A 25,191-nucleotide genomic window follows, 5' to 3' on the forward strand; every position below is an offset into this window, starting at 1 on the left:
GCCGCAACGAGGAAACCCACATGCAGACCCGCAACGCCCGCCGCCTCTATCCTGTCTACGACCCCGTGCACCTGATCGGCACCGTGGCCCGCCGCGAAGACGACGGCGCCTGGACGGTGTGGTGCGACGGCCGCCCCTGGCGCGTGCGCCGGGCCGCCAGCTGCCTGCTGGTCCCCGAAGAGGGCGATACGGCGCTGATCAGCGGCCCGGATGCCGAACGCGTGTACCTGATCGCGGTGATCGAGCAGGCCGACGCGGCCCAGGCCACCCTGGAACTGGAAGGCCGCGTCAGCTTGCGTTCGCGCACCGCCGATGTCAGCCTGGAGGCGGCCGGCGAGGTGCGCCTGCGCGGCGCGCAAGCGGTGCGCGTCGAGACCGAGGCCTTGTCGGTCAAGGCCGGCCAGGCGGCGTGCGCGGCCGCCCGCATGCATTATGTGGCCGACGAGGTCGAAGGCGCGGTGGGCAGCATGCGGCTGGTCGGCAAGGTCTACGAGGCGGTGCTCGACCGCCTGACGCAACTGGCCCGCATGGCCGTGCGGCAGACCAGCGAGGTCGAGCACGTGCGCGCCGGCACCCTGGACTACCAGGCCGAGCAGAGCGCGCGCGTGCATGCGCCCTATACGATGCTGACCGCCGATGCGCTGGTCAAGGTCGACGCCAAGCAGATCCACATGGGTTGAGCATGGACGCAGCGGCCAGGACGGATCGACACGCGGCGCCGGCGGTGCTGCCGCCTGCCTTCTGGCAGGCCCTGGCGGCGGCGCCGCACGGGCACGACCTGTTTCACGTGCTGCGCTGGATCGACGCGCGCGCCGGCGCGCGCGCGCCGCTGGGCCGCGGCGCCTCGCCGCGCCACGAACCGGTGCGCATGCGGCAGGAGCCTTCGCTGGCTTTCGCGCCGGCCACCCTGGCCGCGGCGCGCGCGCCGGGCGAGGGCGCCGCGCCCGAGCTGTCCATCTACAGCTTCGGCCTGTTCGGTCCCAATGGGCCGCTGCCGCTGCCGCTGCACCTGACCGAGCACGCCCGCGAACGCCGCCAGCATCACGGCGACCACTCCCTGGCCGCGTTCGCCGACCTGTTCCACCATCGCCTGATCCTGCTGTTCTACCGCGCCTGGGCCGATGCGCAGTCCACCGCCAGCCTGGACCGCGGCCAGGAGCGCTTCAGCGGCTACGTGGCCAGCCTGCTGCACCTGGGCGCGCCGTCGCTGCGCCGGCGCGACAGCGTGATGGACCATGCCAAGTACCACATGGCCGGCCATCTGCTGCGCCAGACCCGCAACCCGGAAGGCCTGTGCCAGGTGCTGCGCGCCTTCTTCGGCCTGCCCGTGGGGGTAGACGAGTTCGTGGCGCAGTGGATAAGGTTGGAGGCCGGCCAGCGGCTGCGGCTGGGGGCGGGCGGCGGGCTGGGCGGCGGCGCGCCCCTGGGCGTGGCCGTGCGCGACGCCCAGCACAAGTTCAGGATCCGCCTCGGGCCGCTGGACTGGCAGGACTACCTGGCGTTCCTGCCCGGTTCGGCCCGCGCGCGCCAGCTGCTGCATTGGGTGCGCCTGTATGTGGGCGTGGAGTTCGCCTGGGAGGTGCGGCCGGTGCTGCGCCGCGACGCGGTGCGCAGCGTGCGCCTGGGCGCGGCGGCGCCGCTGGGGCTGGCGTCCTGGCTGGGCCGGCGGCCGCCGCGCCTGGGCGACGCCGCCGAGCTGTTGCTGGACTACGAGGGGCGCGAGCGCCAGGCGGCGCGGCGCGCGCAAGCGTTTCATGAAAAGGAGCAAGCGGCATGATCCACGATATGTCATACGACGGCCAGATACTGGCCTGGCCCGGCCACGGGCAGTTCCGCGCCACCAGCGGCATGCGCGGGTTCCAGCATCCCGGCCAGGCCTGCACGCCCGACAGCGGTCCGGTGCCGCCGGGGCTGTACCGCGTGCTGCTGGCCGATCGCGGCGTGGCGCTCGACGACGGGCGCGGCGTGTGCAACCTGGCGCCGGCCTGGGGCATCCAGCAGGTGCCGCGCGGCGCGGCCGCCGGTGAGTGCGAGTCTTACTGGGCCAACTGGGGCGAGAACCGCGCGCGCATGGAACCGGCCGACGCCGCCACGCGCAATCGCTGCGCCCCGGCGCGCGGCGGGTTCTACCTGCACGACTCCACCAAGGGCTTCAGCCACGGCTGCATCGAGGTCGAGGGGCGCATCTTCGCGCTGCTGCGCTCGTATGCGCGCCAGCGCGGCCGCAACGCCATGATCCTCAAGGTGGCCTATGTCGCCGACCGCGCCACCAACGGCGGCACCGCGGGAGACGGCCATGCGCGCTGATCGCCATGCCTGGCTGCTGGCCGCCTGCCTGGCGCCGGCGCTGGCCGCCGCGGGCCCGCTGCGCGTGGAGAACCGGCTGGCCGAATGCGTGCGGGTGCAGCCGGGCCTGCGCAGTGTCGAGCACAACGTGGTCCTGCAGCGGTTCGACCTGACGGTCGTGCGCCCCATCGGCGATTGCGGCTGCAAGTCCGCCCTGGTCGCCTACCAGGCCAGCGTGGTGCGCGAGGATGGCACGCGCGGCGCCAGCCAGTCCGGCGTGTTCGGCGCCATGCGCTCGGGGCCGCGCACCCTGCCGCTGGCCAGCGACGCCGCGCTGCTGGGCGAGCGGCCGGTGGCGCTCGGCCTGGGCTGCGCGCCAGCCGACTGATTTCCAACGACTGACGGAGCACCATGTCCGATATCGGCCGCGCCGAGCTGTTCGGCAAACTCGATTCCCTGTCCTATCGCGCCCTGGAGGACGCCACCGCCCTGTGCAAGCTGCGCGGCAATCCCTACGTGGAGCTGGCGCACTGGGTGCACGCCATCGCGCACGCGCAGGACAGCGACCTGCACCATATCGCGCGCGCGTTCGAGCTGGATCTCGGCGCGCTGCAGCAAGACCTGGTGCGCGCGCTCGACCAATTGCCGCGCGGGGCGGGGGCGGTCTCGGACCTCTCCGAGCACGTGGACCACGTGGTGGAACGCGCCTGGGCGCTGGCGTCGCTGCGCTACGGCGCTGCGCGCATCCGCAGCGGGCACCTGCTGCTGGCGCTGCTGCGCGACCCCAGCCTGCGCGGCGTGCTGGCCGGCATGTCGGGGCAGTTCGCCCGCGTCGTGCCAGACCTGCTGCTGCAAGGCCTGCCCGAGATGACGCGCGGCTCGCCCGAGGCGCGCGCCGACGCTGCCGTGGCCGATGCGCCGCCGGATGGCGGCGGCGCGGCCGGCGCGCTGGCGCGCTACGCGGTGGACCTGACCGCCCAGGCGCGCGCCGGCCGGCTCGATCCGGTGACCGGGCGCGACGACGAAATCCGCCAGTTGATCGACGTGCTGATGCGGCGGCGCCAGAACAATCCCCTGCTCACCGGCGAGGCCGGCGTGGGCAAGACCGCGGTGGTCGAGGGCCTGGCCCTGCGGCTGGCGCGCGGCGATGTGCCGGCGCCGCTGCGCGAGGTGGCGCTGTACCTGCTGGATATCGGGCTGCTGCAGGCCGGCGCCGGCGTCAAGGGCGAGTTCGAGCAGCGCCTGCGCCAGGTCATCGACGCGGTGCAGGGCAGCGAACGCCCCATCGTGCTGTTCATCGACGAAATCCATACCCTGGTGGGGGCCGGCGGCGCGGCGGGGACGGGCGATGCCGCCAACCTGCTCAAGCCGGCGCTGGCGCGCGGACAGCTGCGCACCATCGGCGCCACGACCTGGGCCGAATACAAGCAGTACATCGAGAAAGACCCGGCGCTGACGCGGCGCTTCCAGGCCATCCAGGTGCACGAGCCCGACGAGGCCGGCGCGCGGCGCATGCTGCGCGGCCTGGCCGGCGCCCTGCAGGCGCATCATGGCGTGCTGCTGCTGGACGAGGCCGTGGAGGCCGCCGTGCGGCTGTCGCATCGCTACATCCCGGCGCGCCAGTTGCCGGACAAGGCGGTCGCCCTGCTCGACACGGCCTGCGCGCGCGTGGCGGTCAGCCAGCAGGCCACGCCGGCCGCGCTGGAAGACGCGCGCCGCCGCATCGACGCGCTGGATCTCGAGCTGGAAATCGCCGCGCGCGAGGCGCGGCTGGACGCCGGCCCGGCCGAGCGCGTGGCGGGGCTGCGCGAGCAGGGCCAGGCGGCGCGCTGGGAGCGCGAAGCGGCGCTGGCCGGCCAGGTGTTCGGCCTGCGCGAACAGCTGGACGCGGCCGACGAGCAGTCCGCGCCGGCCTTGCGCGCCGCGCTGCGCGAGGCCGCCGACGCGCTGGCGCGCAGCCAGGGCGAGGCGCCGCTGATCCACCCGGCGGTCGATGCCGCGGCCGTGGTGGCCGATTGGACCGGCATCCCCGTGGGCCGCATGGTGCGCGACGAAGCGCAGGCCGTGCTGGCGCTGGCCGACACCCTGGAGCGCCGCGTCGTCGGCCAGCGCCATGCGCTGGAACTGATCGCGCGCCGCATCCAGACCGCGCGCGCCGGTCTGACCGACCCGGGCAAGCCGGTCGGCGTGTTCCTGCTGTGCGGCCCGAGCGGCGTGGGCAAGACCGAGACCGCGCTGGCCCTGGCCGAGGCCCTGTATGGCGGCGAGCAGAATCTCATCACCATCAACATGAGCGAGTTCCAGGAGTCGCACACGGTGTCGACCCTGAAGGGCGCGCCGCCGGGCTATGTGGGCTACGGCGAGGGCGGCGTGCTGACCGAAGCGGTGCGGCGCCGCCCGCACAGCGTGGTGCTGCTCGACGAGGTCGAGAAAGCCCACGCCGACGTGCACGAGATTTTCTTCCAGGTGTTCGACAAGGGGTGGATGGAAGACGGCGAAGGCCGTTACATCGATTTCCGCAACACGGTCATCCTGTTGACCGCCAACGTGGGCGCGGACCTGATCGCCAGCCTGTGCGCCGACCCCGAGCTGGCGCCCGAGCCCGACGCGCTGGCGGCGGCCCTGCGCGCGCCGCTGCGCGACGTGTTTCCCGCGGCCTTGCTGGGCCGCCTGGCGGCCGTGCCCTATCTGCCGCTGTCGGACAGCATGCTGGCGCATATCGTGGCCTTGCAGTTCGAACGCGTCGGCCAGCGCCTGCGCGAGCGCCACGGCATGGATTTGGAAGTCGAGCCGGCCGCCGCCGAGCTGGTGGTGGCGCGCTGCGTCGAGGTCGAATCCGGCGCGCGCATGGTCGACGCCATCCTGAGCCAGCGCGTCCTGCCGCAGATCGGCCGCGAATTGCTGGGCGCCTCCCTGCAGCAGCGCACCTGGCGCCGCGTGCGGGTGCGGGCGGTCGACGGCGAGTTCGCCTGCGAGTACGAGTAGAACGGATCCGCGGCGCGCCTGGTCCCCGCATGGGGATGAGGTGCCTGCCCGCGCGGCGCGCCTGTCCCAGCGGGGACAGGCGCGTCCTGCCGCAGGCGTCAGTCCGCCTGGTCCGCGCGCGGCGCGGCCGGGCGCAGGAAGGTGCCTCCCGCCGGCGCATGGTCGTGCGCGGCCGGGCCGTCGCCGGCCGCGTGGCGCGGCAGCAGCGTGTCGCGCACCGGGTCGGCGCGCAGCGGCGCCAGCGGATCGTGCGCGGGCAGGGCCGACGGGGTGGCGTCGGCGAACACGTCCGCGCCGCCATGCGGCGCGTCGAACAGCGCCAGCGGGTCGCCCGCCGGGCGGCTGACCGCGGCGTCGCCGGCCGGCAGATGCGCCAGCGGATCGGCGGCGTTGCGCGCCTGCGCCGAATCCAGGTCGAAGGGGTGCGTGGCGGCATCGGCGGTGCCGCCCACCGGCAGGGTGCCGGGGCCGAACAGGCCGCTGAATATGTCCTCGGCCGCCCCGGCGCCGGCTTGCCCGCGCCGGGGCGCATCGGCGGGCGTGTCCGCCGCCGCCTCGGGCAGCGCTGCCGGCCGTGCGTCGGGCGCATCGGGCCCGCTCACCTCCAGCGTGTGCGCGCCCACGCGCAGCGTATCGCCCGCCTGGATGGCGCGCACGGCGCCGGGCGCGAGCGCCGCGTCGTTGATGTGCACCGCGGCCATGCCGCTCAGGTTGTGCAGGCGCCAGCCTTGCGCGTCGGCGCGCAGCGCGGCCTGCACGCGGCATAGCTGGCCGGGCGCGGCCGGCAGGGCCAGGCAATTCTCGGCGTCGCGGCCCAGCGTGCCGCCGGGCGCGTGGAAATCCGCCCGGCGCGCGCTTGCGCCAGGCTCGGGGTTGCGTACGATCAGCGTCAGCATCATGGCGTGGGTCCGTGCCAGGGAAGGGCGTCAGCCGGCCGGCGCCGCGCGGGCGCGCTCGTAGGCCGGCCCCCATTGCGGATGGCCGGCCTCGTTGGGTTCCAGCGTGAACGCGGGATCGGCCTGCAGGATGCGGCGAAAGCCCGCCTCGCACAGCACCCGGTGGTCCGTGACGCAGTAACTGAAGGCCTGCAGCTTCCAGGCCTCGATGCGCATGGACTGGGGCGCCTGCGCCAGCGCATCGGCGTGCGCCACCTGGCGGATCACGTCGCCATAGGCGCCGGCGCTGTATGACTGGCGGATCTGTTGCAGGTCGCGCTCGGCCTGGTCGCTGGCTGGCTCGCCGGCGCGCTCGGAGGTGGGGCTGGCGCAGCCCGCCAGCAGGATGGCGCAGCCCAGCAGGGTCGCGTGAAATCGCAGAGTCATGAACGGAAAGGTCGTGGCGGTCTTCGATTCCCGCGCGGCGCGTTACCGCATGTGTGCCGCGTGGATGGTCTGGCCATGATATCGGCGCCGTGCGACAGAAATAATTCGAGGGGTAAACCAATCATGACCAATTGCTGGCGCGGCGCGCCGCGGACGTAACAGGCGTAACCATATCTTCGTTGTCATAAAGGTGCCGTGCGCGTCGCTTGTCATAGCGGCTTTCCTCGACATGGAAAACGGACCTGCCGGATGGCGAATCGACGCTTGCTTGTTGCTGTGCCCACGCGGCGCGCGTTGCGCGCGGCGGCCTGGATTGCCGTCGCGGTGCTGGCCGCCGGGTGCGCGTCCACGGCCAGCCGCAAGGCGGCGCCTTACGCGATCGAGCTGAAGGCCGATCCGCGCATCAATCCCGATGCCTCGGGCCGGCCCTCGCCGATCCAGGTCACGCTGTACGAGCTGCGTTCGTCCGCCGAGTTCGAGGCGCGCGATTTCTTCACCCTGCAAGGCGACGCGCAGGCCGCGCTGGGCAAGTCGCTCATCGAAACCGACCAGGTCATCCTGCAGCCCGGCGAAACCCGCAAGCTGTCGTATCCGGGCAATACCGAGGCGCGCGTGGTCGGCATCGTGGCGGCCTATCGCGACCTCGAGCGCAGTCCCTGGCGCATCGTCGTGCCCCTGCCGCAGGCCCAGAACACCAACATCTACAAGTTCTGGCAGTTCTCGCCCAACGAGGAGACCGTGCGCGTCGCGGTGGGCGGACAGGGCGTGCAAATCGTCGACCGGGAGCGTTCCTGGTGGCCCTTCTGACGCCGCGCCGCGGGCGCCGGCGTGTCTTCATCTCTTGAATCGCATATGGCACTGGACAACAAGGTCGTCTGGTCGGAGGGCATGTTCCTGCGGCCGCAACATTTCCAGCAGTTCGAACGGCATATCGAGGCGCAGTTGCGCGTGCGCGCCGCGGTGGCCTCGGGCTGCGGCTGGGGCTACACCGCGCTGGAGATCGATCGCGACGCGCTGGCGCTGGGCAAGCTGGCGCTGGCGCGCGCCGCGGGCGTGCTGCCCGACGGCACGCCGTTCGAGTTCGAGCGCGCCGACGAGGGGCCGCCGGCGCTGGACATCGACCCGGCCATGCGCGATGCGCGCGTGATGCTGGCGCTGCCGCGCCGCCGCGCCGGCGCCTGCGAAGTGGTCTATGAAGACGGCGCGGATACGCTGGCGCGCTATTGCGTGCATGAAGGCGAGATCGAGGACTCCGGCTCGGTGGGCCTGGAGCCGGCGCTGGTGCAGCTGGGCCGTTTGCGCCTGCGGCTGGTTCCCGAAACCGAGCTGGGCGACGAATGGGTGGCGCTGGGCGCCGCGCGGGTGCTGGAGCGCCGCGCCGACCACCGCGTGGTGCTCGACGAGATGTACATCCCGCCCTGGCTGGCCGCCGACGCCAATCCGGCGCTGCGCGGCTATGCCGGCGAGCTGTCCGGGCTGCTGCAGGCGCGCGGAGCGGCGCTGGCGCAGCGGCTGGCGCAGCCGGGCCGCGGCGGCGTCTCCGAAGTGGCCGACTTCCTGCTGCTGGCGCTGGTAAACCGCTACGCCGGCGCGCTGTGGCACGCGCGCCAGGTGCCGGCCCTGCATCCCGAACGGCTGTTTCGCGACTGGCTGATGCTGGCCTGCGACCTGGCCACCTATACCTGCGCCACGCGCCTGCCCGAGGTGCTGCCCGATTACCGCCACGACGACCTGCAGGCCAGTTTCGGGCCGCTCATGGCCGAGCTGCGCCGCTCGCTGTCGGTGGTGCTGGAGCAGCACGCCGTGCAGATCCCGCTGCATGACCGCGGCCAGGGCGTGCGCGTGGCGCAGATCGCCGATGCCGAACTGCTGCGCAGCGCCGGCTTCGTGCTGGCCGTGCACGCCGACATGCCGGCCGAGACGGTGCGCACGCGCTTTCCGGCCCAGGTCAAGATCGGCCCGGTCGAGCGCATCCGCGACCTGGTGCACCTGCAATTGCCCGGCGTGGCGGTGCGCGCCCTGCCGGTGGCGCCGCGCCAGATTCCCTACAGCGCGGGCCACGTGTACTTCGAGCTGGACAAGAACGGCGAGTTCTGGCGGCAGCTGGAGCGCACCGGCGCGCTGGCCCTGCACCTGGCGGGCGAGTTTCCCGGCCTGGCGCTGGAGTTCTGGGCCGTGCGCGACTGAACCGGGCACAGGAGACCATCATGCACGCCGCCAATCCTCCCTTTCCCGACTTCGGCGCCGACGCGGCGGCCGACCCCGGCGCGGCCAGCCGGCTGCGCCCGCACGAGTACGTCATCAGCGGCTCCAACCCGCTGGTGGCGGCGGCCAATCCGCTGCTGGACCTGATCCCGCAGATCCGCGCCACCACGGCCCATCCCGCGCCGGCCATGCTGCGCGAGTACCTGGTCGACGAAGTGCGCCAGTTCGAGCTGCGCGCGCAACAGGCCGGCATTCCCAACGAAACCATCCTGGGCGCGCGCTACTGCCTGTGCACGGCGCTGGACGAGGCCGCCGCGCTCACGCCGTGGGGCGGGGGCGGCGTATGGTCGGCGCACAGCCTGCTGGTGACGTTCCATAACGAAACCTGGGGCGGCGAGAAGTTCTTCCAGCTGCTGGCCAAGCTGTCGCAGAACCCGGGCCAGCACCTGGATTTGCTGGAGCTGCTGTACTACTGCCTGCTGCTGGGCTTCGAGGGCCGCTACCGCGTCATCGACAACGGCCGCACGCAGCTCGAGACCTTGCGCCAGCGCCTGCTGCGCATCCTGCGCGGCGCGCGCGGCGAGTATCCGCGCGCGCTCTCGCCGCATTGGCGCGACACGCCGGTGCAGCAGGCGCTGCGCCGCCTGCCGGTGCCGCTGTGGGCCTACGGGGCGCTGGCGGCGGCGCTGGCGCTGGCGTTGTTCTGGGGCCTGTCGTGGCGCCTGGGCGAACGCTCGGATGCCGTGTTCGCCGCGGTCGCGCGGCTCAAGCCGCCCACGGTGCAGATCGCCCCGGCGCCGCGCCCGGCGCCCGCGCCCCGCCTGGCCGTGTTCCTGCAACCCGAGGTGCGCGACCGCCTGGTGACGGTGCGCGACGAGGTCGATCGCAGCGTGGTGGTGCTGCGCGGCGACGGGCTGTTCGAGTCGGGCGCGGTCGCGGTGCGCGACCGCTATGCGCCGGTGCTGGCGCGGGTGGCCGAGGCGCTGGGCCAGACGCGCGGCGATATCGTGGTGCGCGGCTATACCGACAACGTTCCCATCCGCACGGCGCGCTTTCCGTCCAACTGGCATCTGTCGCAGGCGCGCGCCGAGGCGGTCAAGGCGGTGATCGACGCGCGCCTGGGCCAGGCCGGACGCGTGCGCGCAGAAGGGCGCGGCGAGGCCGATCCGCTGGCCCCCAATGACACCCCTGCCGGACGCTCGGTCAACCGGCGGGTCGAAATTACCGTGATGGTGCCGCCGGCGCCGCATGCCCGCACGCCCGAAGAAGGAGCCACGCCATGATCCCGCGCCTGTTCGGATGGCTGTTCTCGCGCGGCCTGTGGAGCTTCCTGGGCCTGGTGGCGCTGGCCCTGCTGGTGTGGATCGCCGGGCCGCTGCTGGCGATCGGCGCGCTGCGCCCGCTGGAAAGCGAGACCGCGCGCGTACTGGTCATCGCCGCGCTGTTCGCCTTCGCGCTGCTGCGCCTGCTGTGGCGCAAGTGGCGCGAAGGCCGCCTCAACGCCCAGTTGCTGGGCCAGCTGCGCCGGCCGGCCCGTCCCGAGGCCGAGGCCGCGGCCGAGCCGCCGCCTTCGGACCTGCGCGAACTGGAAGGCCGCTTCGACGAGGCGGTGGAGCTGTTGCGCAAGACGCGCTTCGACGGAGGCGGCGGACGCGGCTGGCTGCAGCGCTATTCGCGCCAATACCTGTACCAGCTGCCCTGGTACGTCATCATCGGCGCGCCAGGCTCGGGCAAGACCACGGCCCTGGTCAACTCGGGCCTGGACTTCCCGCTGGCCGAGCGCTTCGGCAAGGCCGCGCTGCGCGGCGTGGGCGGCACCCGCAACTGCGATTGGTGGTTCACCGACGACGCGGTGCTGCTCGATACCGCCGGCCGCTACACCACCCATGAAAGCGACCCCACCGGCGACGAGGAGTCCTGGCGCGGCTTTCTCGGCCTGTTGACGCGCTTTCGGGGCCGCCAGCCCATCAACGGCGCCATGCTCACCGTCAGCATCGAGGACTTGCTGGCCGCGTCCGACGCCGAGCGCGCGCGCCACGCCGCGGTGCTGCGCCGGCGCCTGCAGGAGCTGCGCGAGCAGCTGGGCATCCATTTCCCGGTCTATGTGCTGGTGACCAAGGCCGACCTGCTGGCCGGCTTCGAGCAGTACTTCGCCTCGTTCAGCCGCGAAGACCTGGAGCAGGTATGGGGCTTCACCTTGCCCTATGCGCGCGCCCAGGAGCCGGACTTCGACCTGTACGAAGCCTTTCATGCCGAGTACCGGCTGCTGCAGCGCCGGCTCGACGATGCCCTGCCCGAAGTGCTGGCCGCCGAGCCGGACGAGGCGCGCCGCGCGCTGGCCTACCTGCTGCCGCAGCAGTTCGCCGGCCTGCAGGCCGTGCTGGGCCATTTCCTCAGCGACGTGTTCGCCAGCTCGCGCTTCGAGGAGCGCCTGGTGCCGCGCGGCGTGTACTTCACCAGCGGCACCCAGGGCGGCGAGACCTTCGACCAGGTCACCGGCCACCTCAAGCGCTATCTGCGCATCGAAAGCGGGCCGGCCCCGGCCGCCGCCGAGGAAGGCCGCAGCTTCTTCCTCAAGCGGCTGCTGCAGGACGTGATCTTTCCCGAGGCCGGCCTGGCCGGCCGCAACCTGCGCTGGGAGCGCCGCTACCGCCGCCTGCACTGGGCCGGCTACGGCCTGATCACGCTGGCGTTCCTGGGCCTGGCGGCGGGCTGGCTGGCCAGCTACGGCAACAACGTGCGCTATCTCGACGAAGTGGCGCGCCGCGTGCCGACGGTGGACAAGCTGGGGCGCGATATCAAGATCACCCGCTCGGGCGATGTGCTGGGCCTGATGCCCTTCCTGGACGGCCTGTGGTACCTGCCGCGCGACGCCGCCTTCGAGCCGGACGCGCCGCCGCTGTCCTATCGCTTCGGGCTGTACCAGGGCGGCAAGATGCACGCCGCGATGCAGGGCGTTTATCGCGGCACGCTCGACAGCGTCCTGCTGCCGCAGGTGGCGCGCCGCATCGAGGCGGCGCTGCGCGCGGCCCGCGCCGACGACCTGGAGTACGGCTACGAGGCCCTGCGCGCCTACCTGATGCTGTACGAGGCCGACCACTACGACGCCGAGTTCATGCACGCCTGGCTGCTGTCCGACATGCAGGGCACGCTGCCCGAGGGCTACACGCGCCGGCAGTACGACCTGATGTCGCTGCACCTGCGCCAGCTGGCGCAGGGCGGCGTGCTGGCCTCGCCGTTTCCGCGCGACGAGGCGCTGGTGCGGCAGGCGCGCGACGAACTGGCGCGCCACACGCTGGCGCAGCGCGCCTACAGCCGGCTGCGCCGCATGCTGGCCGGCGCCGACGATCAGCCGCCGACCACCGCGGTGACGCTGGGCGGGCCGCAGGCCAGCGCCGTCTTCGTGCGCAAGAGCGGCAAGCCGCTGGCCCAGGGCATCGCGGCGCTGTACACCTACCGCGGCTATTGGGACGTGTTCAATCCGCGCGTCACGCGCGTGGCCGAGCGCCTGCGCAGCGACGATGCCTGGGTCCTGGACATCGCGCCGCCGGGCGTGCTGGACGAGGCTGCGCGCCAGCAGCTCATCGTCGACATCAAGCGCCTGTACCTCAACGACTACGTGGCGCGCTGGGACGGCTACCTGGACGACCTGGCGCTGGCGCCGCGCAGCTCGCTGCTGCAAAGCATCCAGCTGGCGCGCACCCTGTCGGCGCCCGATTCGCCGCTGGTGCGGCTGACCCAGGGCGTGGCGCGCGAGACCACGCTGCTGCGCGACGCGGGCGGCGACGAGCGCTCGCTGGCGGACCAGGCGCGCGACCGCGTCAGCAGCACGCGCGAGGCGCTGGAGCAGATGTTCGGCCCGACCGGCCCGGGTGCGGCCACGCGCGCCGACGCCGGCGACGGCAAGCTGGAGCGCGTGGTCGACCAGCACTTCGAGCCATGGCGCAGGCTGGCGCGCGCCGACGGGCAGGGCGGCGCGCCGATTGCCGCCACCACCAGCCTGGTCAACGAGCTGTACACCTATCTGACGGCGGCCGACGCGGCTCTGCGCAGCGCCAGCCCGGCGCCCGCCTCCGATGTGGTGACCAAGCTGCGCGCCGAGGCTGGCCGCCTGCCGCGGCCCTTGCGCGACGTGCTCGACGACTTGTCCACCGGCGCGGCGGGCGAAGTGTCCGGCGTGGCGCGCGAGCGGCTGGGCGAAGACCTGTACGCCACCATCGGCCTGTTCTGCCGCCAGGCCATCGCCGGCCGCTATCCTTTCGCGCCCGGCTCGCCGCGCGACGTCGCGCCCAATGACCTGGCGCGGCTGTTCGCGCCCAACGGCATGATAGACGAGTTCTTCCAGAAGAACCTGGTCAGCCAGATCGATGTGTCCGAGGCGCGCTGGCGCTTCAAGCCGGGCATGGACGGCACGCCGGGCCAGGCGTCGGCGCTGCTGGATTCGTTCCAGCGCGCCGCCGCGATCCGCGACGCCTATTTCATGGCCGGCAGCGCGGAGCCGGCCTTTCGCGTCTCGATCCGTCCGGTGGAAATGGACCCGGCCATCACGCAATTCGTCATGGACGTGGACGGCCAGACCGTGCGCTATGCGCATGGCCCGCAGGTCGCCACCTCCGTGCAATGGCCGGGGCCGCGCGGCGCCAACCAGGTGCGCATCGAGCTGACGCCCCAGGCCGGCGCGGCGGGCCTGTCGGCCAGCGGACCGTGGGCACTCAATCGCCTGCTCGACCAGGCCCGCGTCACGCGCGGCGCCTCGCCCGAGATCTCGCTGGCCAGCTTCGATATCGGCGGCCGCAAAGTGGTGCTGGAGATCCGCGCGGGCAGCGTCAGGAGCCCCTTTCACCTGGCCGAGATGCGGGGTTTTTCCTGCCCGGGCCGTTCATGAGCGGCGGACGCGCCATGCCGGGCGCGGACCCGGACGGCGGCGTGGGCTGGTACGGCAAGATCCCGGCCGCCGGCGACTTCATGCGCCGGCGCCTGTCGCACGGGCTGGTGGCCTGGTGGGACAAGTGGCTGCAGTACGGGCTGGCCGCCTTGCGCCAGATGCCCGCCGGCGGCGCCGAGCGCGCCTACGCGGCCGCGCCGTTGTGGAACTTCGCCATCCCCGCCGGGGCCGGCGCCGGCGCGGTCCTGCTGGGCGGCATGGCGCCCAGCCGCGACCGCGTGGGCCGCGCCTATCCGTTGAGCGCCATGGCGGTCGTGCCCGCGCAGGCCTATCAGCCCGGCCTGCTGGAGGACGCCGGCGACTACTACCGCCAGCTTGGCGCCACCTTGCTGGCGGCGGTGCGGCGCGGCGGCGCGGCCGAGCAGCTGGACCGCCAGCTGCAGGCCATGCCGCTGCCCGTGGCCATGCCGCCGGCGCGGCCGGCCCCGGCCGGCCAGGACATCCTGGACATCCTCAACGCCGGGCAGGCCGGCAATGCGCCACTGGCCGGCGCGCGCGGGCTGGCCGCCTGGCCCGAGCTGCCGTTCTGTTTCAACCCCGGTTCGCACACCAGCTACTGGTGGACCAACCAGGCCGATGGCGCCGCCTTGCAGACGTACGTGCACGGCGGCGCCCTGAACGCCACGCTGTTCCTGCGCCTGTTCGCGGCGCCGCCGGCGTGGCGCGTGTAATGCAAGGCCGCCTCCGGAGCCCTCATGCGCCCATCTTCCGCCACCGATACCGCGTCCGTCCTCGAGGCCGCCGCGCCGCGGCCCCTGGGCGTGGATGCGGCCGCACCCATGCCGCCGGCGCGCGTGCGCCGGGTGCTGGCCGACCTGCTGGAACAGCTGGCGCCCTTGCATGAGCGCTGGCGCGTGCACGGCCGCATCGCGCCGCGGACCGTAGGCCTGGACGGCGACGGGCGGGCTCGCCTGCTGGTCGACGCCGCGCAGCCGGCGGCCGATGCCGAGGCGCTGGCGCACGCGGCCGGTTTCGCCGCCTTCGAGCAGTACAGCGACGATCCAGGCCAGCCGTGTGGACCCTGGACCGACATCTACGGACTGAGCGCGCTGGCCTATGCGCTGGCCACAGGCGCGGCGCCGCCGTCGGCCCTGCGGCGCTGCGTGCGCGACGATTGCGCGCCCTTGGCGCGGCGCCTGGACGAGAAGCGCTGGCAGGCGCTGGCGCAAGCCATCGATGCCGGGCTGGCGCTCGACTATCGCGATCGTCCGGCGAGCCTGGCGGCGTTCGCGCGCCTGCTGGATGCGGCCGACAGGCAGGCCGAGCCGCCGCCGATCGCGCCCGTCGCGTCCGCCACGTCCGCCACGGTGGCCGTGGCGCAGGCACCGGCGCCGGCCGCCTTGCCGTCCCGGGCGCCCGCGCGGCGTCCGGCGCGCACGTCCGCGCTGGCGGTGCTGGCTGTCCTCGCCGTGCTGGCCGTCGTCCTGTATGCCGCCCTGGGCGGCCGCGCCGGCGACGAGCCGGCCGCATCCCTGGCCGCCGCGCCCATGCCCGCGCCGACGTCCGCGCCGACGTCCGCGCCCATGCCTGCCCCCGAACCCGCGCCCGAGCCTCCAGCGCCCGCGCCCGAACCCTCGCCGGCCTCCGAGCCCGCCCCGTTGCCCGAACCCACGCCAACCCCCGAATCCGTATCGGCGCCGGCGCCGCAACCGGCGCCCGCGCCGGCCGCGCCACCGCCGGCCGCGCCGCAGCCGGTCAGCGTACGCGTCGATATCCGGCCATGGGGCGAGGTCTGGATCGATGGCCGCTCGCGCGGGGTCAGCCCGCCGCTCAAGCAGCTGAGCCTGCCGCCGGGGCGCTATGCCGTCACGGTGCGCAACCCGGCCGGCCCGGACCATCGGCTCGACCTGCACGTCGCCGCGGGGCAGGGCGCCGCCATCGCCCATGCATTCGAATGAATCGCCGCGCCGGGTTATGCTATGGCCTTCTTCAATCCCGCGCCGGGACGACCCGGCGCGTGTACTGGCCTGAGGACGACCTCGCGAGATCCCATCCGTGTCGTCCTTCCATCCCGCTCCCACCGATTCGCGCACCCTGGTGCCGCGCGCCACGCGCATCCGCCTGGCGATCGCCTGGCTCGTCACCCTGCTGTTCCTGACCCTGGGCGAAGGCCTGCTGGCCGCGCCCACCGCGCCGCTGGCGACGCTGCTTTCCGTGCTCCTGGTCGGCACCATCATCATGGCCGCCTTCGTGGTGGTGCGTGAGGCCGACCATCTGGCCGAACAGTTGGGCGAGCCCTATGGCACGCTGATCCTGACCCTGTCGGTGGTCGGCATCGAGGTCATCCTGATCGCCGCCGTCATGCTGGGCCCGGGCGAGTTTCCCACCATCGGCCGCGACTCGATCTTCGCGGTGATGATGATCATCCTCAACCTGGTGACAGGCCTGTGCGTGCTGCTGGGCGCCTGGCGCCACGGCGCGCAGGCGTACAACGCGCAGGGCGCGTCGGCCTACCTGGCCATGATCGCGCTGCTGACCGGCATGGCGCTGCTGCTGCCCAATGCCACCGTGTCCGGCGGGCCGGGCATGTTCTCGCCCGCGCAGGCGATTGCGTTCTCGGTGCTGACGGTGGCGCTGTACGCGGCGTTCCTGGCGCTGCAGACGGGGCGCTGCCGCCACTTGTTCATACAGCCCGCCGGCGGCGCCATGGCGATTGCCGCGCCGGCGAGCGCGCCGCGTCCCGAGGCCGGCCATGGCGCCGGCGGACGCCGGACCGCGCTGGTGCGTTCGCTGGTGCTGCTGGCCGCGCTGCTGCCCATCGTGCTGCTGTCGCACAGCCTGGCCGTGGTGGTCGACTACGGCATTTCGGCCGCGGGCCTGCCCGCCGCGCTGGGCGGGCTGGTCATCGCCATCATCGTGTTCACCCCCGAATCGGTCACGGCGGTGCGCGCGGCCCGCGCCAACGAAATGCAGCGCGTCATGAACCTGTGCCTGGGGGCCTTCGTGTCCACCGTGGGGCTGACCGTGCCGGCCGTGCTGGCCATCGGCCTGCTGACCGGCAAGACGGTGGTGTTCGGGATATCGGCGGCCGAAACCGTGCTGTTCGCGCTGACGCTGTTGCTCAGCCTGTTCACCTTCATGGGCTAGCGCACCACGCCGGTCACCGGCCTGGCGCACCTGGCGCTGTTCGCCGTGTTCAGCGTGCTGCTGTTCGCGCCGTGACGGCGCGCCGCGCAATCGTCCATCCGCATTAGTCCGCGCGCCCGATGCCGGCCTAGTCCGTCCGCCGACGGATCGCTGCTAGTCCCGTATGGCAAACGCGCCGCCGTTGTGCGACGCTAGTGCGGCGCGGGGCGGTCCGGCGCGGGCGGCATTCTCCGGGACGGGAGTACGGCATGGGCAAGGCGACGTGGCGACAAGTGTGGGAACGGGCGCGGGCGCTGGCCGGCGCGGCGGCCCTGGCGGTGCTGGCCGGGTGCGCGGCGCCCGGCGCGCAGGATCCCGGGCAGGCGCGCAACACGGCGCGCGAGGCCTACATCTATGCCTACCCGATGCTGTACCACTACCGCTCCATGTACGAGCAGGCCATCGATACGGCCTCGCCCGCCTACCTGGGCGGCTTCGGCGTGTTCCAGCATCGCGCCGAGCCATACACGCCGCAAAGCGTCGACGTAGCCACCTCCAACGTCGACACGCTGTACTCGCGCGCCTGGCTCGACCTGCGCGCCGAGCCCTGGGTGCTGTCGCTGCCGGCGGTGCCGAAATCGCGCTACAACGCGTTCCAGCTGGTGGATATGTACACCTACAACCTGGCCTACCTGGGCACGCGCGCCACGGGTTTCGGGTCGGGGCATTACCTGATCGCCGGCCCGGGCTGGACCGGCCCCGTGCCCAAGGGCATCACGCAGGTGGTGCGCGCCGACACCGATTTCGTCGCCGTGCTCGGCCGCACCGCGCTGAACGGCCCGGCCGACATCAAGGCCGTGCACGCGCTGCAGGCGCGCTATGGCCTGCGGCCGCTCAGCGCCTACACCGGCACGGCTGCGCCGGCCGGCGCGCCGCCGGTCGATTGGCTGCCCTGGAACGAGCAGCGCGCCAGTTCCATCGGTTTCATCGCCTATCTGAACCAGTTGCTGGCCCATACGCAGCCGCAGCCGGAGTCCGAAGCCGACATGATGGCGCGCTTCGCGCGCATCGGCATCGCGCCCGGCCGCGACTTCGAACCGGCCAGGCTGGACGCGGCCACGCGCCGCGCCATGGACGCCGGCATCGTCGATGCCCAGCAGGCCATCGAGCAGGGCGCCCGCCACGCCGCGGCTCCGGCCACGCCGGCCAGCCTGTACGGTTCGCGCGAGCAACTGGGCGGCGACTATCTCAAGCGCGCCGTCGCGGCGGCTGTCGGCATCTACGGCAACACGGCCGACGAAGCCATCTACCTGACCATCGGCGAAGACGCGCAGGGCAGGCCGCTCGATGGCGCGCGGGCCTACGAGCTGCGCTTCGCGCCCGGCCGCCAGCCGCCGGTGCGGTTCTTCTGGTCGATCAGCGTGTACGCCTTGCCCGCGCGCGGCCTGGCCGAAAACCCCATCGACCGCTATGCCATCGGCAGCCGCACCAAGGGCATCAAGCGCGGCCGCGACGGTTCGCTGACGGTGTATCTGCAGCACGACGCGCCGGCGCGCGCGCATGCGCCCAACTGGTTGCCCACGCCGGCCGGGCCGTTCGTCGTGGTGGCGCGCTTCTATGGCCCCCAGCCGGCGCTGCGCGACGGCGCCTGGGTCATGCCGGCGCTGGTGCCGGCGCGCTAGGGGCGCCTCACCACGAATAGCGCACGCCGATGTTGCCGTAGTAAGCCTGGCGCTGGTTGCCGTCCAGGTCGAAGCCGTAGCCCGCCGAGGCGTACAGCTCGGTCTGGCGGTTCAGCGGCGCGGCCAGGCCGATGCGCAGGTCCATCGAAGTCGACCCGTACTCGGTGCGGATCGAATCGCTCGGCCCGAACGAGACCGATTCGCCGTGGCTGAAGCGGTGCCAGAGATTGATGCGCGCGTAGGGGCGGATCCTCTCCGGCTGGTCGGCGTTGCCCTGCAGCAGCAGGCCGATGCGGCCGGTCAGCGCGCCGCCGCCGTGGTAGCGGATGGTCGAGTAGGCGTCGTGCGTATTGTCCAGCGAGGTGTACTGGTAGACCAGTTGCGCCTGTGGCTGCAGCATGATGTCGTGGCGCGGAAAGAACGAATAACCGGCTTCGGACGAGGCCGTGAAGCCCCAGCCCTCGAGCGAGGCGGCCACTCCTCGGTCCGAGCGCGAGCGCCCCGTGTAGTAATTGCCCATCAGCACATTGTCCCAGTACCAGTTGGTGTGCTTGAGCCGCGTCCAGTAAAGGCCCAGGCCATAGGCTTCGACGCGCAGCTTGCCGGCCTGCTTGCCGTGCTCGCCCTGCACGAAGCCATCCACGCGGCCGTCGGCCTGCCCATAGGCGCTGAACAGCCCGAGGCGGTCGCTCAGGCCGTCGTCGCGATCGCGCTCGAGCATGTCGGCGCCGGCCTGCGCGATCCAGATGTTGCCCTTGAAGCGCGGCTCCACGTCGCCATCCCAGCGTTGCGTCAGGCGCTGGCCGATCACCCGGCCCCAGCCGGCCTTGCGTTGCGCCGAGTTCAGCAGGGCGTATTGGTCGCCCATCCGGTCATGGAAGGTATCGAGCATGCGCGCGCCGACCTGGCGCGCCACTTCGGGCGCCATGACCGCGCCCGGGGTCTCCGGACGATAGGTGGGGATGGGCTCGCCCGGCTGGTCCGGGTTGGTCGGGTCCACGGGCGGCAGGATGGCCGAGCGCAGGTACCAGTTCTGTTCCTGCTCGGGTGTCTGCGCGCCCCGGTACAACTGGTAGTCGTAGGCGCCCACCACCACGGGTTCGGACAGCGAGAACGCGGTCGCCGTCGTGGTGCCGCCGTTGCGGGTGTCGACCACCAGGATGCCCTGCGCCTGGGTCGCCGCGCCCGGGCCGCCGGTATTCTTGATGCGCAGCTTGCTGCTGCCGCTGGCGGTGCCGCCATCGATCACCAGCTTGTCCGACGGGGAGTCGTCCGCGCCCAGGTAGGTGTTCAGGGCGATGGTGCCGTCGCCGCTGTAGTTGCCCACGGTCAGTGTCTTGTAGGCGCCGCCTTGCGGCGCCGCGAAGTCGATCAGGCTGGGATCGTTGACCAGGTTGGTGATGGTCGAGCTGCCCGTCATGTGCCAGGTGGTGTCGATCAGCGTGACGTGCGAGGTGTTGCCCGGCTCGGTGATGGCCGCGCCGGTCAGGTCGGCATTGCGCGCCACGACCGTGGCCGTGGCGGCGATGCCGGCGGCGCGCGTGCCATGCAGGATGGCGGGAAAGGCGGGCGCGTCGGTCTGGCTCGGATCGCGCCCGGGCACGGTGACGTCGCGCAGGACCGCCAGGGCGCCCGAGTCGGCCACGTGCAGCCAGTTGGTCGCGCCGTCGACGGCCGTGCCGTCCAGTTCGACGCGCGCGGTGCCGCCCTCGATGCCGATGGCGCTGCCGCGCAGGCTGCCGCCGCTGACGGTGGCGGTCTGCGCATCGCGGTCGCTGGACATCAGCAAGGCCATGGCGCCGTCGCCCTGCGCCTGTATCGCCGTGCCGTCGGCCGAGAACCTCGATTCGCCGGCCACCACCACGGCGTGCGCCTGCGCGCCGCTGGTGGCGACCGTGCCGCGGGTCAGCGCCACATCGGTGCCGTAGCCTTGCGCGAGCACGCCATAGCTTTGCGCGCCGGCGGTGGCGATGGCGGTGTCGGCCGCCCGCACTTGCGTGGTCGTCTCGCCGATGGTGGTCAAAGCGTACAGGCCGGCGGCCTCGTCGCCGCGCGTCTGCAGGCTGGCGTTGGCGAACTCCGCCTGCGAGCCGTTGATCGCCCACAGTCCATGGCTGCCTTGCCCCTCGGTCAGGATGGTGGCGTGGCCGCCGGCGTGCGGCGCAACCAGCAGATGGCTGGTCGGCGCGCCATAGCGATACAGATAGAAGCCCGTGCTGTTGGCGCCGGTCGTATGGATGTCGGTATTGCCCTGCATCAGCGCCTCGCCCACGCCCAGCATGTAGAAGGCGTCGGAGTCCTGGCCCGTGGTGCTCAGGTTCAGGTTCGAGCCCGGCGCCGCGGTGAACTTGTCGGCCGCTGCGTCCGGGTAGGTCAGGCTGATGGACGATTCCAGCGCCCGCGCATAGCGTCCGCCGCTCGTGCCCAGGCCCAGCGTGCCGCCGCTGGCCACGACGACCGAATTGTTGTTGTTGATCAGCAGGCCCTTGGGCGCCATGCCGGTGCCGCTGGCATTGACGCGCAGGGTCGCGCCGTCGCCGATGCTCAGGCGGTTGGGGGCGGCCCGCGGCGTATGCGCGAGGTTGATGCCCTGGTAAGCGTTGATGGTCAACGAGGAGTCCGCCTGCAGATCGATGGCTGTGTTCGAACTGGACGAAGTCAGGATGCCCACGCCGGCGGTGGGCGATGTGACGTTCAGCGTGACGACGCTGCTCGGCAGGAAATTGATGAGCGCGCCCGCGCCGTTGGTGGCGAAGATGCCAGTGCCTGTCGCGTTGACGGTGATCGGGCCGGCGCCGAAATTCAGCGTGGCGCTGCTCATGCGCACGGCGGTGGCGCCGTTGACGGTGTCGTTGCCCTGCAGCGTGAAGTCGTCGCCCGGGTTCAAGGTCAGCCCCGGATAATCGGCGGCATATGCCGAAGCGGCGCAGCACGCCGCTAGCCATCCCAGGTGGCGCAGCATGCTTGCGCCCGCTGCCAGTCTCTTGCTTGCTGCCATGGCGATACCCCCAACGCATGCCGGCGCAGACCAGAAACGCTACCGGCGGATTGGCGCGCCGCGGATGCGGGGCGCGGGGACCAGCGACCAGCTTGAGGAGCTCAGGACGGCGCGTCCGCGGACGGGCCGGCGCCAGCATGGATTGTTGCGCTTTATTGCGTATCTGTATTTGAATTTTGCGTCCCTATGTATCCACCAGGCGCCCGGCGCGCCCGCCAGCGCCGCGCTTTCCCCCGCCGGGGATCTTTTGCATAATCGTGGCCTGCGTCGGCCGGCCCAGCCGCGTCCGACCCCGTTTCAAGGCCCTCCGGAGTTCCATGCCCCGTCTACTCTCGCGCATCCGAGCTGTCCGCGCGCGGGCGGCCGCGCTGTTGGCGTTGGCCGGCTGTGCCATCCTGCTGGGAGCCTGTACCTTGCCGCCGCCCGTCGACCGCACCGCCTCGCACGCCCTGGATGCCTCGCAGGCGCGCGCCACGCCACTGGGCCAGGGCATCGGCGATCTGGCCGACGCCCATCCCGGGCTCAGCGGTTTCCATGCGCTGGGCGATGCGCAGGACGCCTTCGCCGCGCGCATGCTGCTGGCGCGCGCGGCCACCCGCACGCTGGATGTGCAGTACTACATCTGGCGCAACGACATGACCGGCACCCTGTTGCTGCAGGCCCTGCACGCGGCCGCCGAGCGCGGCGTGCGGGCGCGGCTGCTGCTCGACGACAACGGCATCTCCGGCCTGGACGACGCGCTGGCCGCGCTGGACGCGCATCCCAACGCCGAAGTGCGGCTGTTCAATCCGTTTCCCACGCGCTCGTTCAAGGCGCTGGGCTACCTGACGGATTTCTCGCGCCTGAACCGGCGCATGCACAACAAATCATTCACCGTCGACAACTAGGCCACCATCATCGGCGGGCGCAATATCGGCGACGAGTACTTCGGCGCGACCGACGGCGTGCTGTTCGCCGACCTGGACGTGCTGGCGGTGGGGCCGGTGGTGGGCGATGTGTCCGCCGAGTTCGACGCCTACTGGGCCAGCGAGTCCGCCTGGCCGGCCGGCCCGCTGCTGCCCGCGCCGGGCGCGCAGACACTGCGCGCCCTGGCCGAGCGCGCCGCGCGCATCGAACAGGACCCGGCCGCCGGCGACTACATGAGCGCGCTGCGCGAGTTGCCCTTCATCCGCGAATTGATGGCCGGCCGCCTGCCGCTGCAATGGGCGCCGGCCCGCATGGTCAGCGACGATCCGGCCAAGGGCCTGGGCAAGGCGCCGCCGGCCGGCCTGCTGACGCAGCAGCTCAGGAACATCCTGGGCGAGCCGCGCCGCACGCTCGACCTGGTGTCGCCGTATTTCGTGCCTACCGAGGCCGGCACGCAGGCGTTCGCCGCGCTGGCCCGGGGCGGCGCGCAGGTGCGCGTGCTCACCAATGCGCTGGAAGCGACCGACGTGGCCGTGGTGCATTCCGGCTACGCCAAGCGCCGCAAGGCGCTGCTGCAGGCGGGCGTGCGGCTTTACGAAATGCGGCGCAGCTACGCCGGGCCCAAGCCGCAGGGCAGGGGCCGATTCGGCAGCTCCGGGTCCAGCCTGCACGCCAAGACCTTCGGCGTCGACGGCGAGCGCGTCTTCATAGGCTCGTTCAACTTCGATCCGCGCTCGGCCAATCTCAACACCGAACTGGGCTTCGTGATCGAAAGCCCCGACATGGCGCGCCACATCGCCGCCACGTTCGACCAGGATATTCCCGCCGCCACTTACGAGGTGCGCCTGGACGACGACGGCAGCCTGTACTGGCTGGAACAGCGCGACGGCGCCACCGTGCGGCACGACAGCGAGCCGGGCGTCAGCCTGTGGCGGCGCTTCAGCGTGTGGCTGTTCTCGCTGCTGCCGCTCGAGCCGCTGCTGTAGGCGCGCTCAGGCCAGCAGCGACACGGCCTTGATCTGCGCCCAGGCCTGCATCCCGGGCGCCAGCGCCAGCCGGTCGCGCGAGTAGCGGGTGATGCGCGCCAGCAGCGGCGTGCCGTCGGCGTCCAGGCGCACCATGACATGGGCCGGGTTGGCCGCCGGCGCCATCTCCAGCACGCGCACCGCCAGCACGTTCAGGATGCTGCCCTCGCGCGGCTGCTGCAGCGCCAGGCTGACATCGCGCGCATGCACCACCACGCGCAGGCGCTGGCCGGCCGGCGCGGCCTGGTGCACGAAGCGCAGCCGCGCCCGCCCGCCGGGCAGCTGCAGCGTCAGCAAGGCATAGCCGGGGTCGAAACCGGCGGCCTCGCCGGTCACCACGACCGAGGCGTCGTCGGTCATCGCCATGGGCAGGTCCAGCCGCGTCAGCAGCGCGTCCAGCGGGCCGCTGGCCACCGCGCGGCCCTGCTCCAGCAGCACCAGGTGATCGGCCAGCCGCGCCACTTCGTCGGGCGAATGGCTGACGTAGATCACCGGGATGTCCAGTTCGTCGTGCAGGCGCTCCAGGTAGGGCAGGATTTCGCGCTTGCGCTGCACGTCCAGCGCCGCCAGCGGCTCGTCCATCAGCAGCAGGCGCGGGCTGGTCAGCAGCGCGCGGGCGATGCCCACGCGCTGGCGTTCGCCGCCCGACAGGCCGGCCGGCATGCGCGCCAGCAGGTGGCCGATGCCCAGCAGCCCGGTGGCCTGCTCCAGGTCGACGCGGCGCAGCGCGGGCGGCACGCGCTTCATGCCGTAGCGCAGGTTGGCCAGCACGTCCAGGTGTTCGAACAGGCTGGCTTCCTGGAATACATAGCCCAGCGCGCGCTTGTGCGTGGGTACGGCGCGGCGCGCCGCGCTGTCCAGCCACACCTCGCCGTTGATGTCGAGGTAACCGTCGCTGACCGGGGCCAGCCCGGCCATGCAGCGCAGGCAGGTGGTCTTGCCCGAGCCCGACTGGCCGAACAGCGCCGTGACGCCGCGGCCGGGCAGCCGCAGATCGACATCGAGGGAGAACTCGGGATAGTCCACCCGGAAGCGGGCGTGGATGCCGGCCTGGCCCGGCGGGAAATCGGATGGCATGCGGTATGCGCTCAGAGTGCCGCCGTGGCGCGCTGGCGGCGCGAGTACAGCAACAGCAGGATGATGAACGAGAACACGACCATGCCGCCGGCCAGCCAATGCGCCTGCGCATATTCCAGCGCCTCGACGTGGTCGAAAATCTGCACCGATACGACACGGGTCTTGCCCGGGATGTTGCCGCCTATCATCAGCACCACGCCGAACTCGCCCACCGTGTGGGCAAAGTCCAGGATGCCGGCGGTCACGAAGCCGGGCCGCGCCAGCGGCAGGGCTACCGAGACGAACCGGTCCCACGGGCCGGCGCGCAGGGTCGCGGCGGCCTCCAGCGGACGGCGGCCGATGGCCTCGAAGGCGTTGTGCAGCGGCTGCACCACGAACGGCATGGAGTAGAACACCGAGCCCACCACCAGCCCGGCGAAGGTGAACGGCAGCGTGCCCAGCCCCAGGCTCTGGGTCAGTTGCCCCACATAGCCGTTGGGTCCCATCGCCACCAGCAGGTAGAAGCCGATCACCGTGGGGGGCAGCACCAGCGGCAGCGCCACGATGGCGCCCACCGGCCCCTTCAGGCGCGAGCGCGTGCGCGCCAGCCACCAGGCGATGGGCGTGCCGATCACCAGCAGCAGTAGCGTGGTCAGCGAGGCCAGTTCTATCGTCAGCCAGATGGCGGCCCAGTCGGCGCTGGTCAGCGACAAGG

At 72.4% G+C, this 25,191-nt stretch carries 17 protein-coding genes and 2 pseudogenes; 14 read left to right on the forward strand and 5 right to left on the reverse strand.

Annotated elements, in window-relative coordinates:
- The first annotated feature begins 20 nt into the window (after window positions 1–20).
- From LK409_RS01455 to tssH, 5 genes are read left to right on the forward strand one after another with little or no spacing between them, the layout of a single operon-like run.
- Window positions 21–680 (forward strand): DUF3540 domain-containing protein, encoded by a 660-nt coding sequence (locus tag LK409_RS01455; RefSeq protein WP_010925949.1) that lies wholly within the window; start codon window positions 21–23, stop codon window positions 678–680.
- On the forward strand, window positions 677–1,777 hold the full coding sequence (gene tssG, locus LK409_RS01460; protein WP_041937105.1) for a type VI secretion system baseplate subunit TssG: 1,101 nt from the start codon (window positions 677–679) through the stop codon (window positions 1,775–1,777). Before LK409_RS01455 ends, tssG begins: the two co-directional genes overlap by 4 nt.
- Window positions 1,774–2,307 carry a DUF2778 domain-containing protein gene (locus LK409_RS01465; protein ID WP_010927649.1) on the forward strand — a complete coding sequence of 178 codons (534 nt, stop codon included), beginning with the start codon at window positions 1,774–1,776 and terminating at the stop codon, window positions 2,305–2,307. Before tssG ends, LK409_RS01465 begins: the two co-directional genes overlap by 4 nt.
- Entirely contained in the window at window positions 2,297–2,674 is a 378-nt protein-coding gene (locus tag LK409_RS01470; protein WP_003808303.1) for a DUF2195 family protein, read from the forward strand. The genes LK409_RS01465 and LK409_RS01470 overlap by 11 nt, the downstream gene beginning before the upstream one ends.
- A 23-nt stretch (window positions 2,675–2,697) precedes the next feature.
- Window positions 2,698–5,271, forward strand: coding sequence for a type VI secretion system ATPase TssH (tssH, locus tag LK409_RS01475; protein WP_010927650.1), 2,574 nt, complete (start codon window positions 2,698–2,700; stop codon window positions 5,269–5,271).
- A gap of 98 nt (window positions 5,272–5,369) precedes the next feature.
- On the opposite strand, the gene LK409_RS01480 is transcribed toward tssH, so the two are convergent.
- Together LK409_RS01480 and LK409_RS01485 are read right to left on the reverse strand one after the other, a co-directional pair.
- Window positions 5,370–6,170 carry a hypothetical protein gene (locus tag LK409_RS01480; RefSeq protein WP_010927651.1) on the reverse strand — a complete coding sequence of 267 codons (801 nt, stop codon included), beginning with the start codon at window positions 6,168–6,170 and terminating at the stop codon, window positions 5,370–5,372.
- A gap of 27 nt (window positions 6,171–6,197) precedes the next feature.
- Entirely contained in the window at window positions 6,198–6,593 is a 396-nt protein-coding gene (locus tag LK409_RS01485) for a TssQ family T6SS-associated lipoprotein (RefSeq protein ID WP_010925952.1), read from the reverse strand.
- Window positions 6,594–6,857: 264 nt separating this feature from the next.
- Between LK409_RS01485 and tssJ the strand changes: the two genes are divergently transcribed.
- From tssJ to LK409_RS01525, 8 genes and pseudogenes are all read left to right on the forward strand, one after another.
- The gene (gene tssJ, locus LK409_RS01490; RefSeq protein WP_010927652.1) at window positions 6,858–7,400 is read left to right on the forward strand and encodes a type VI secretion system lipoprotein TssJ; all 543 of its coding nucleotides are present in this window, start codon (window positions 6,858–6,860) and stop codon (window positions 7,398–7,400) included.
- Window positions 7,401–7,445: 45 nt separating this feature from the next.
- On the forward strand, window positions 7,446–8,780 hold the full coding sequence (gene tssK / locus LK409_RS01495; RefSeq protein WP_010927653.1) for a type VI secretion system baseplate subunit TssK: 1,335 nt from the start codon (window positions 7,446–7,448) through the stop codon (window positions 8,778–8,780).
- Window positions 8,781–8,800: 20 nt separating this feature from the next.
- Complete coding sequence (locus LK409_RS01500) at window positions 8,801–10,081, forward strand: DotU family type VI secretion system protein (RefSeq protein ID WP_003808318.1); 1,281 nt, start codon at window positions 8,801–8,803, stop codon at window positions 10,079–10,081.
- A complete protein-coding gene (gene tssM, locus LK409_RS01505) occupies window positions 10,078–13,683 on the forward strand; it encodes a type VI secretion system membrane subunit TssM (RefSeq protein ID WP_010927654.1) in 3,606 nt (1,201 codons plus the stop codon). The genes LK409_RS01500 and tssM overlap by 4 nt, the downstream gene beginning before the upstream one ends.
- Complete coding sequence (tagF, locus tag LK409_RS01510) at window positions 13,680–14,414, forward strand: type VI secretion system-associated protein TagF (RefSeq protein ID WP_010925955.1); 735 nt, start codon at window positions 13,680–13,682, stop codon at window positions 14,412–14,414. The genes tssM and tagF overlap by 4 nt, the downstream gene beginning before the upstream one ends.
- A 24-nt stretch (window positions 14,415–14,438) precedes the next feature.
- Window positions 14,439–15,641 (forward strand): serine/threonine-protein kinase, encoded by a 1,203-nt coding sequence (locus LK409_RS01515; protein WP_010927655.1) that lies wholly within the window; start codon window positions 14,439–14,441, stop codon window positions 15,639–15,641.
- A 97-nt stretch (window positions 15,642–15,738) separates the two neighbouring features.
- Window positions 15,739–16,905 (forward strand): annotated as a pseudogene (locus LK409_RS01520) (calcium:proton antiporter).
- A gap of 173 nt (window positions 16,906–17,078) precedes the next feature.
- A complete protein-coding gene (locus LK409_RS01525; protein ID WP_010927656.1) occupies window positions 17,079–18,491 on the forward strand; it encodes a DUF1254 domain-containing protein in 1,413 nt (470 codons plus the stop codon).
- Window positions 18,492–18,498: 7 nt separating this feature from the next.
- Here the strand turns inward: LK409_RS01525 and LK409_RS01530 are convergent, their stop codons facing one another.
- A complete protein-coding gene (locus tag LK409_RS01530; RefSeq protein ID WP_010927657.1) occupies window positions 18,499–21,453 on the reverse strand; it encodes a BB0821 family autotransporter in 2,955 nt (984 codons plus the stop codon).
- 353 nt (window positions 21,454–21,806) lie between these two features.
- Between LK409_RS01530 and LK409_RS01535 the strand changes: the two are divergent.
- A pseudogene (locus LK409_RS01535) lies at window positions 21,807–23,381 on the forward strand (phospholipase D family protein).
- A gap of 6 nt (window positions 23,382–23,387) precedes the next feature.
- On the opposite strand, the gene modC reads toward LK409_RS01535, so the two are convergent.
- Together modC and modB are read right to left on the reverse strand one after the other, a co-directional pair.
- The gene (gene modC / locus LK409_RS01540) at window positions 23,388–24,497 is read right to left on the reverse strand and encodes a molybdenum ABC transporter ATP-binding protein (RefSeq protein ID WP_010925958.1); all 1,110 of its coding nucleotides are present in this window, start codon (window positions 24,495–24,497) and stop codon (window positions 23,388–23,390) included.
- An 11-nt stretch (window positions 24,498–24,508) separates the two neighbouring features.
- The gene (gene modB, locus LK409_RS01545; RefSeq protein ID WP_010927658.1) at window positions 24,509–25,189 is read right to left on the reverse strand and encodes a molybdate ABC transporter permease subunit; all 681 of its coding nucleotides are present in this window, start codon (window positions 25,187–25,189) and stop codon (window positions 24,509–24,511) included.
- Window positions 25,190–25,191 lie beyond the last annotated feature (2 nt).

This window comes from Bordetella parapertussis, assembly GCF_020735925.1.
Classification (GTDB): Bacteria; Pseudomonadota; Gammaproteobacteria; order Burkholderiales; family Burkholderiaceae_B; genus Bordetella; species Bordetella pertussis.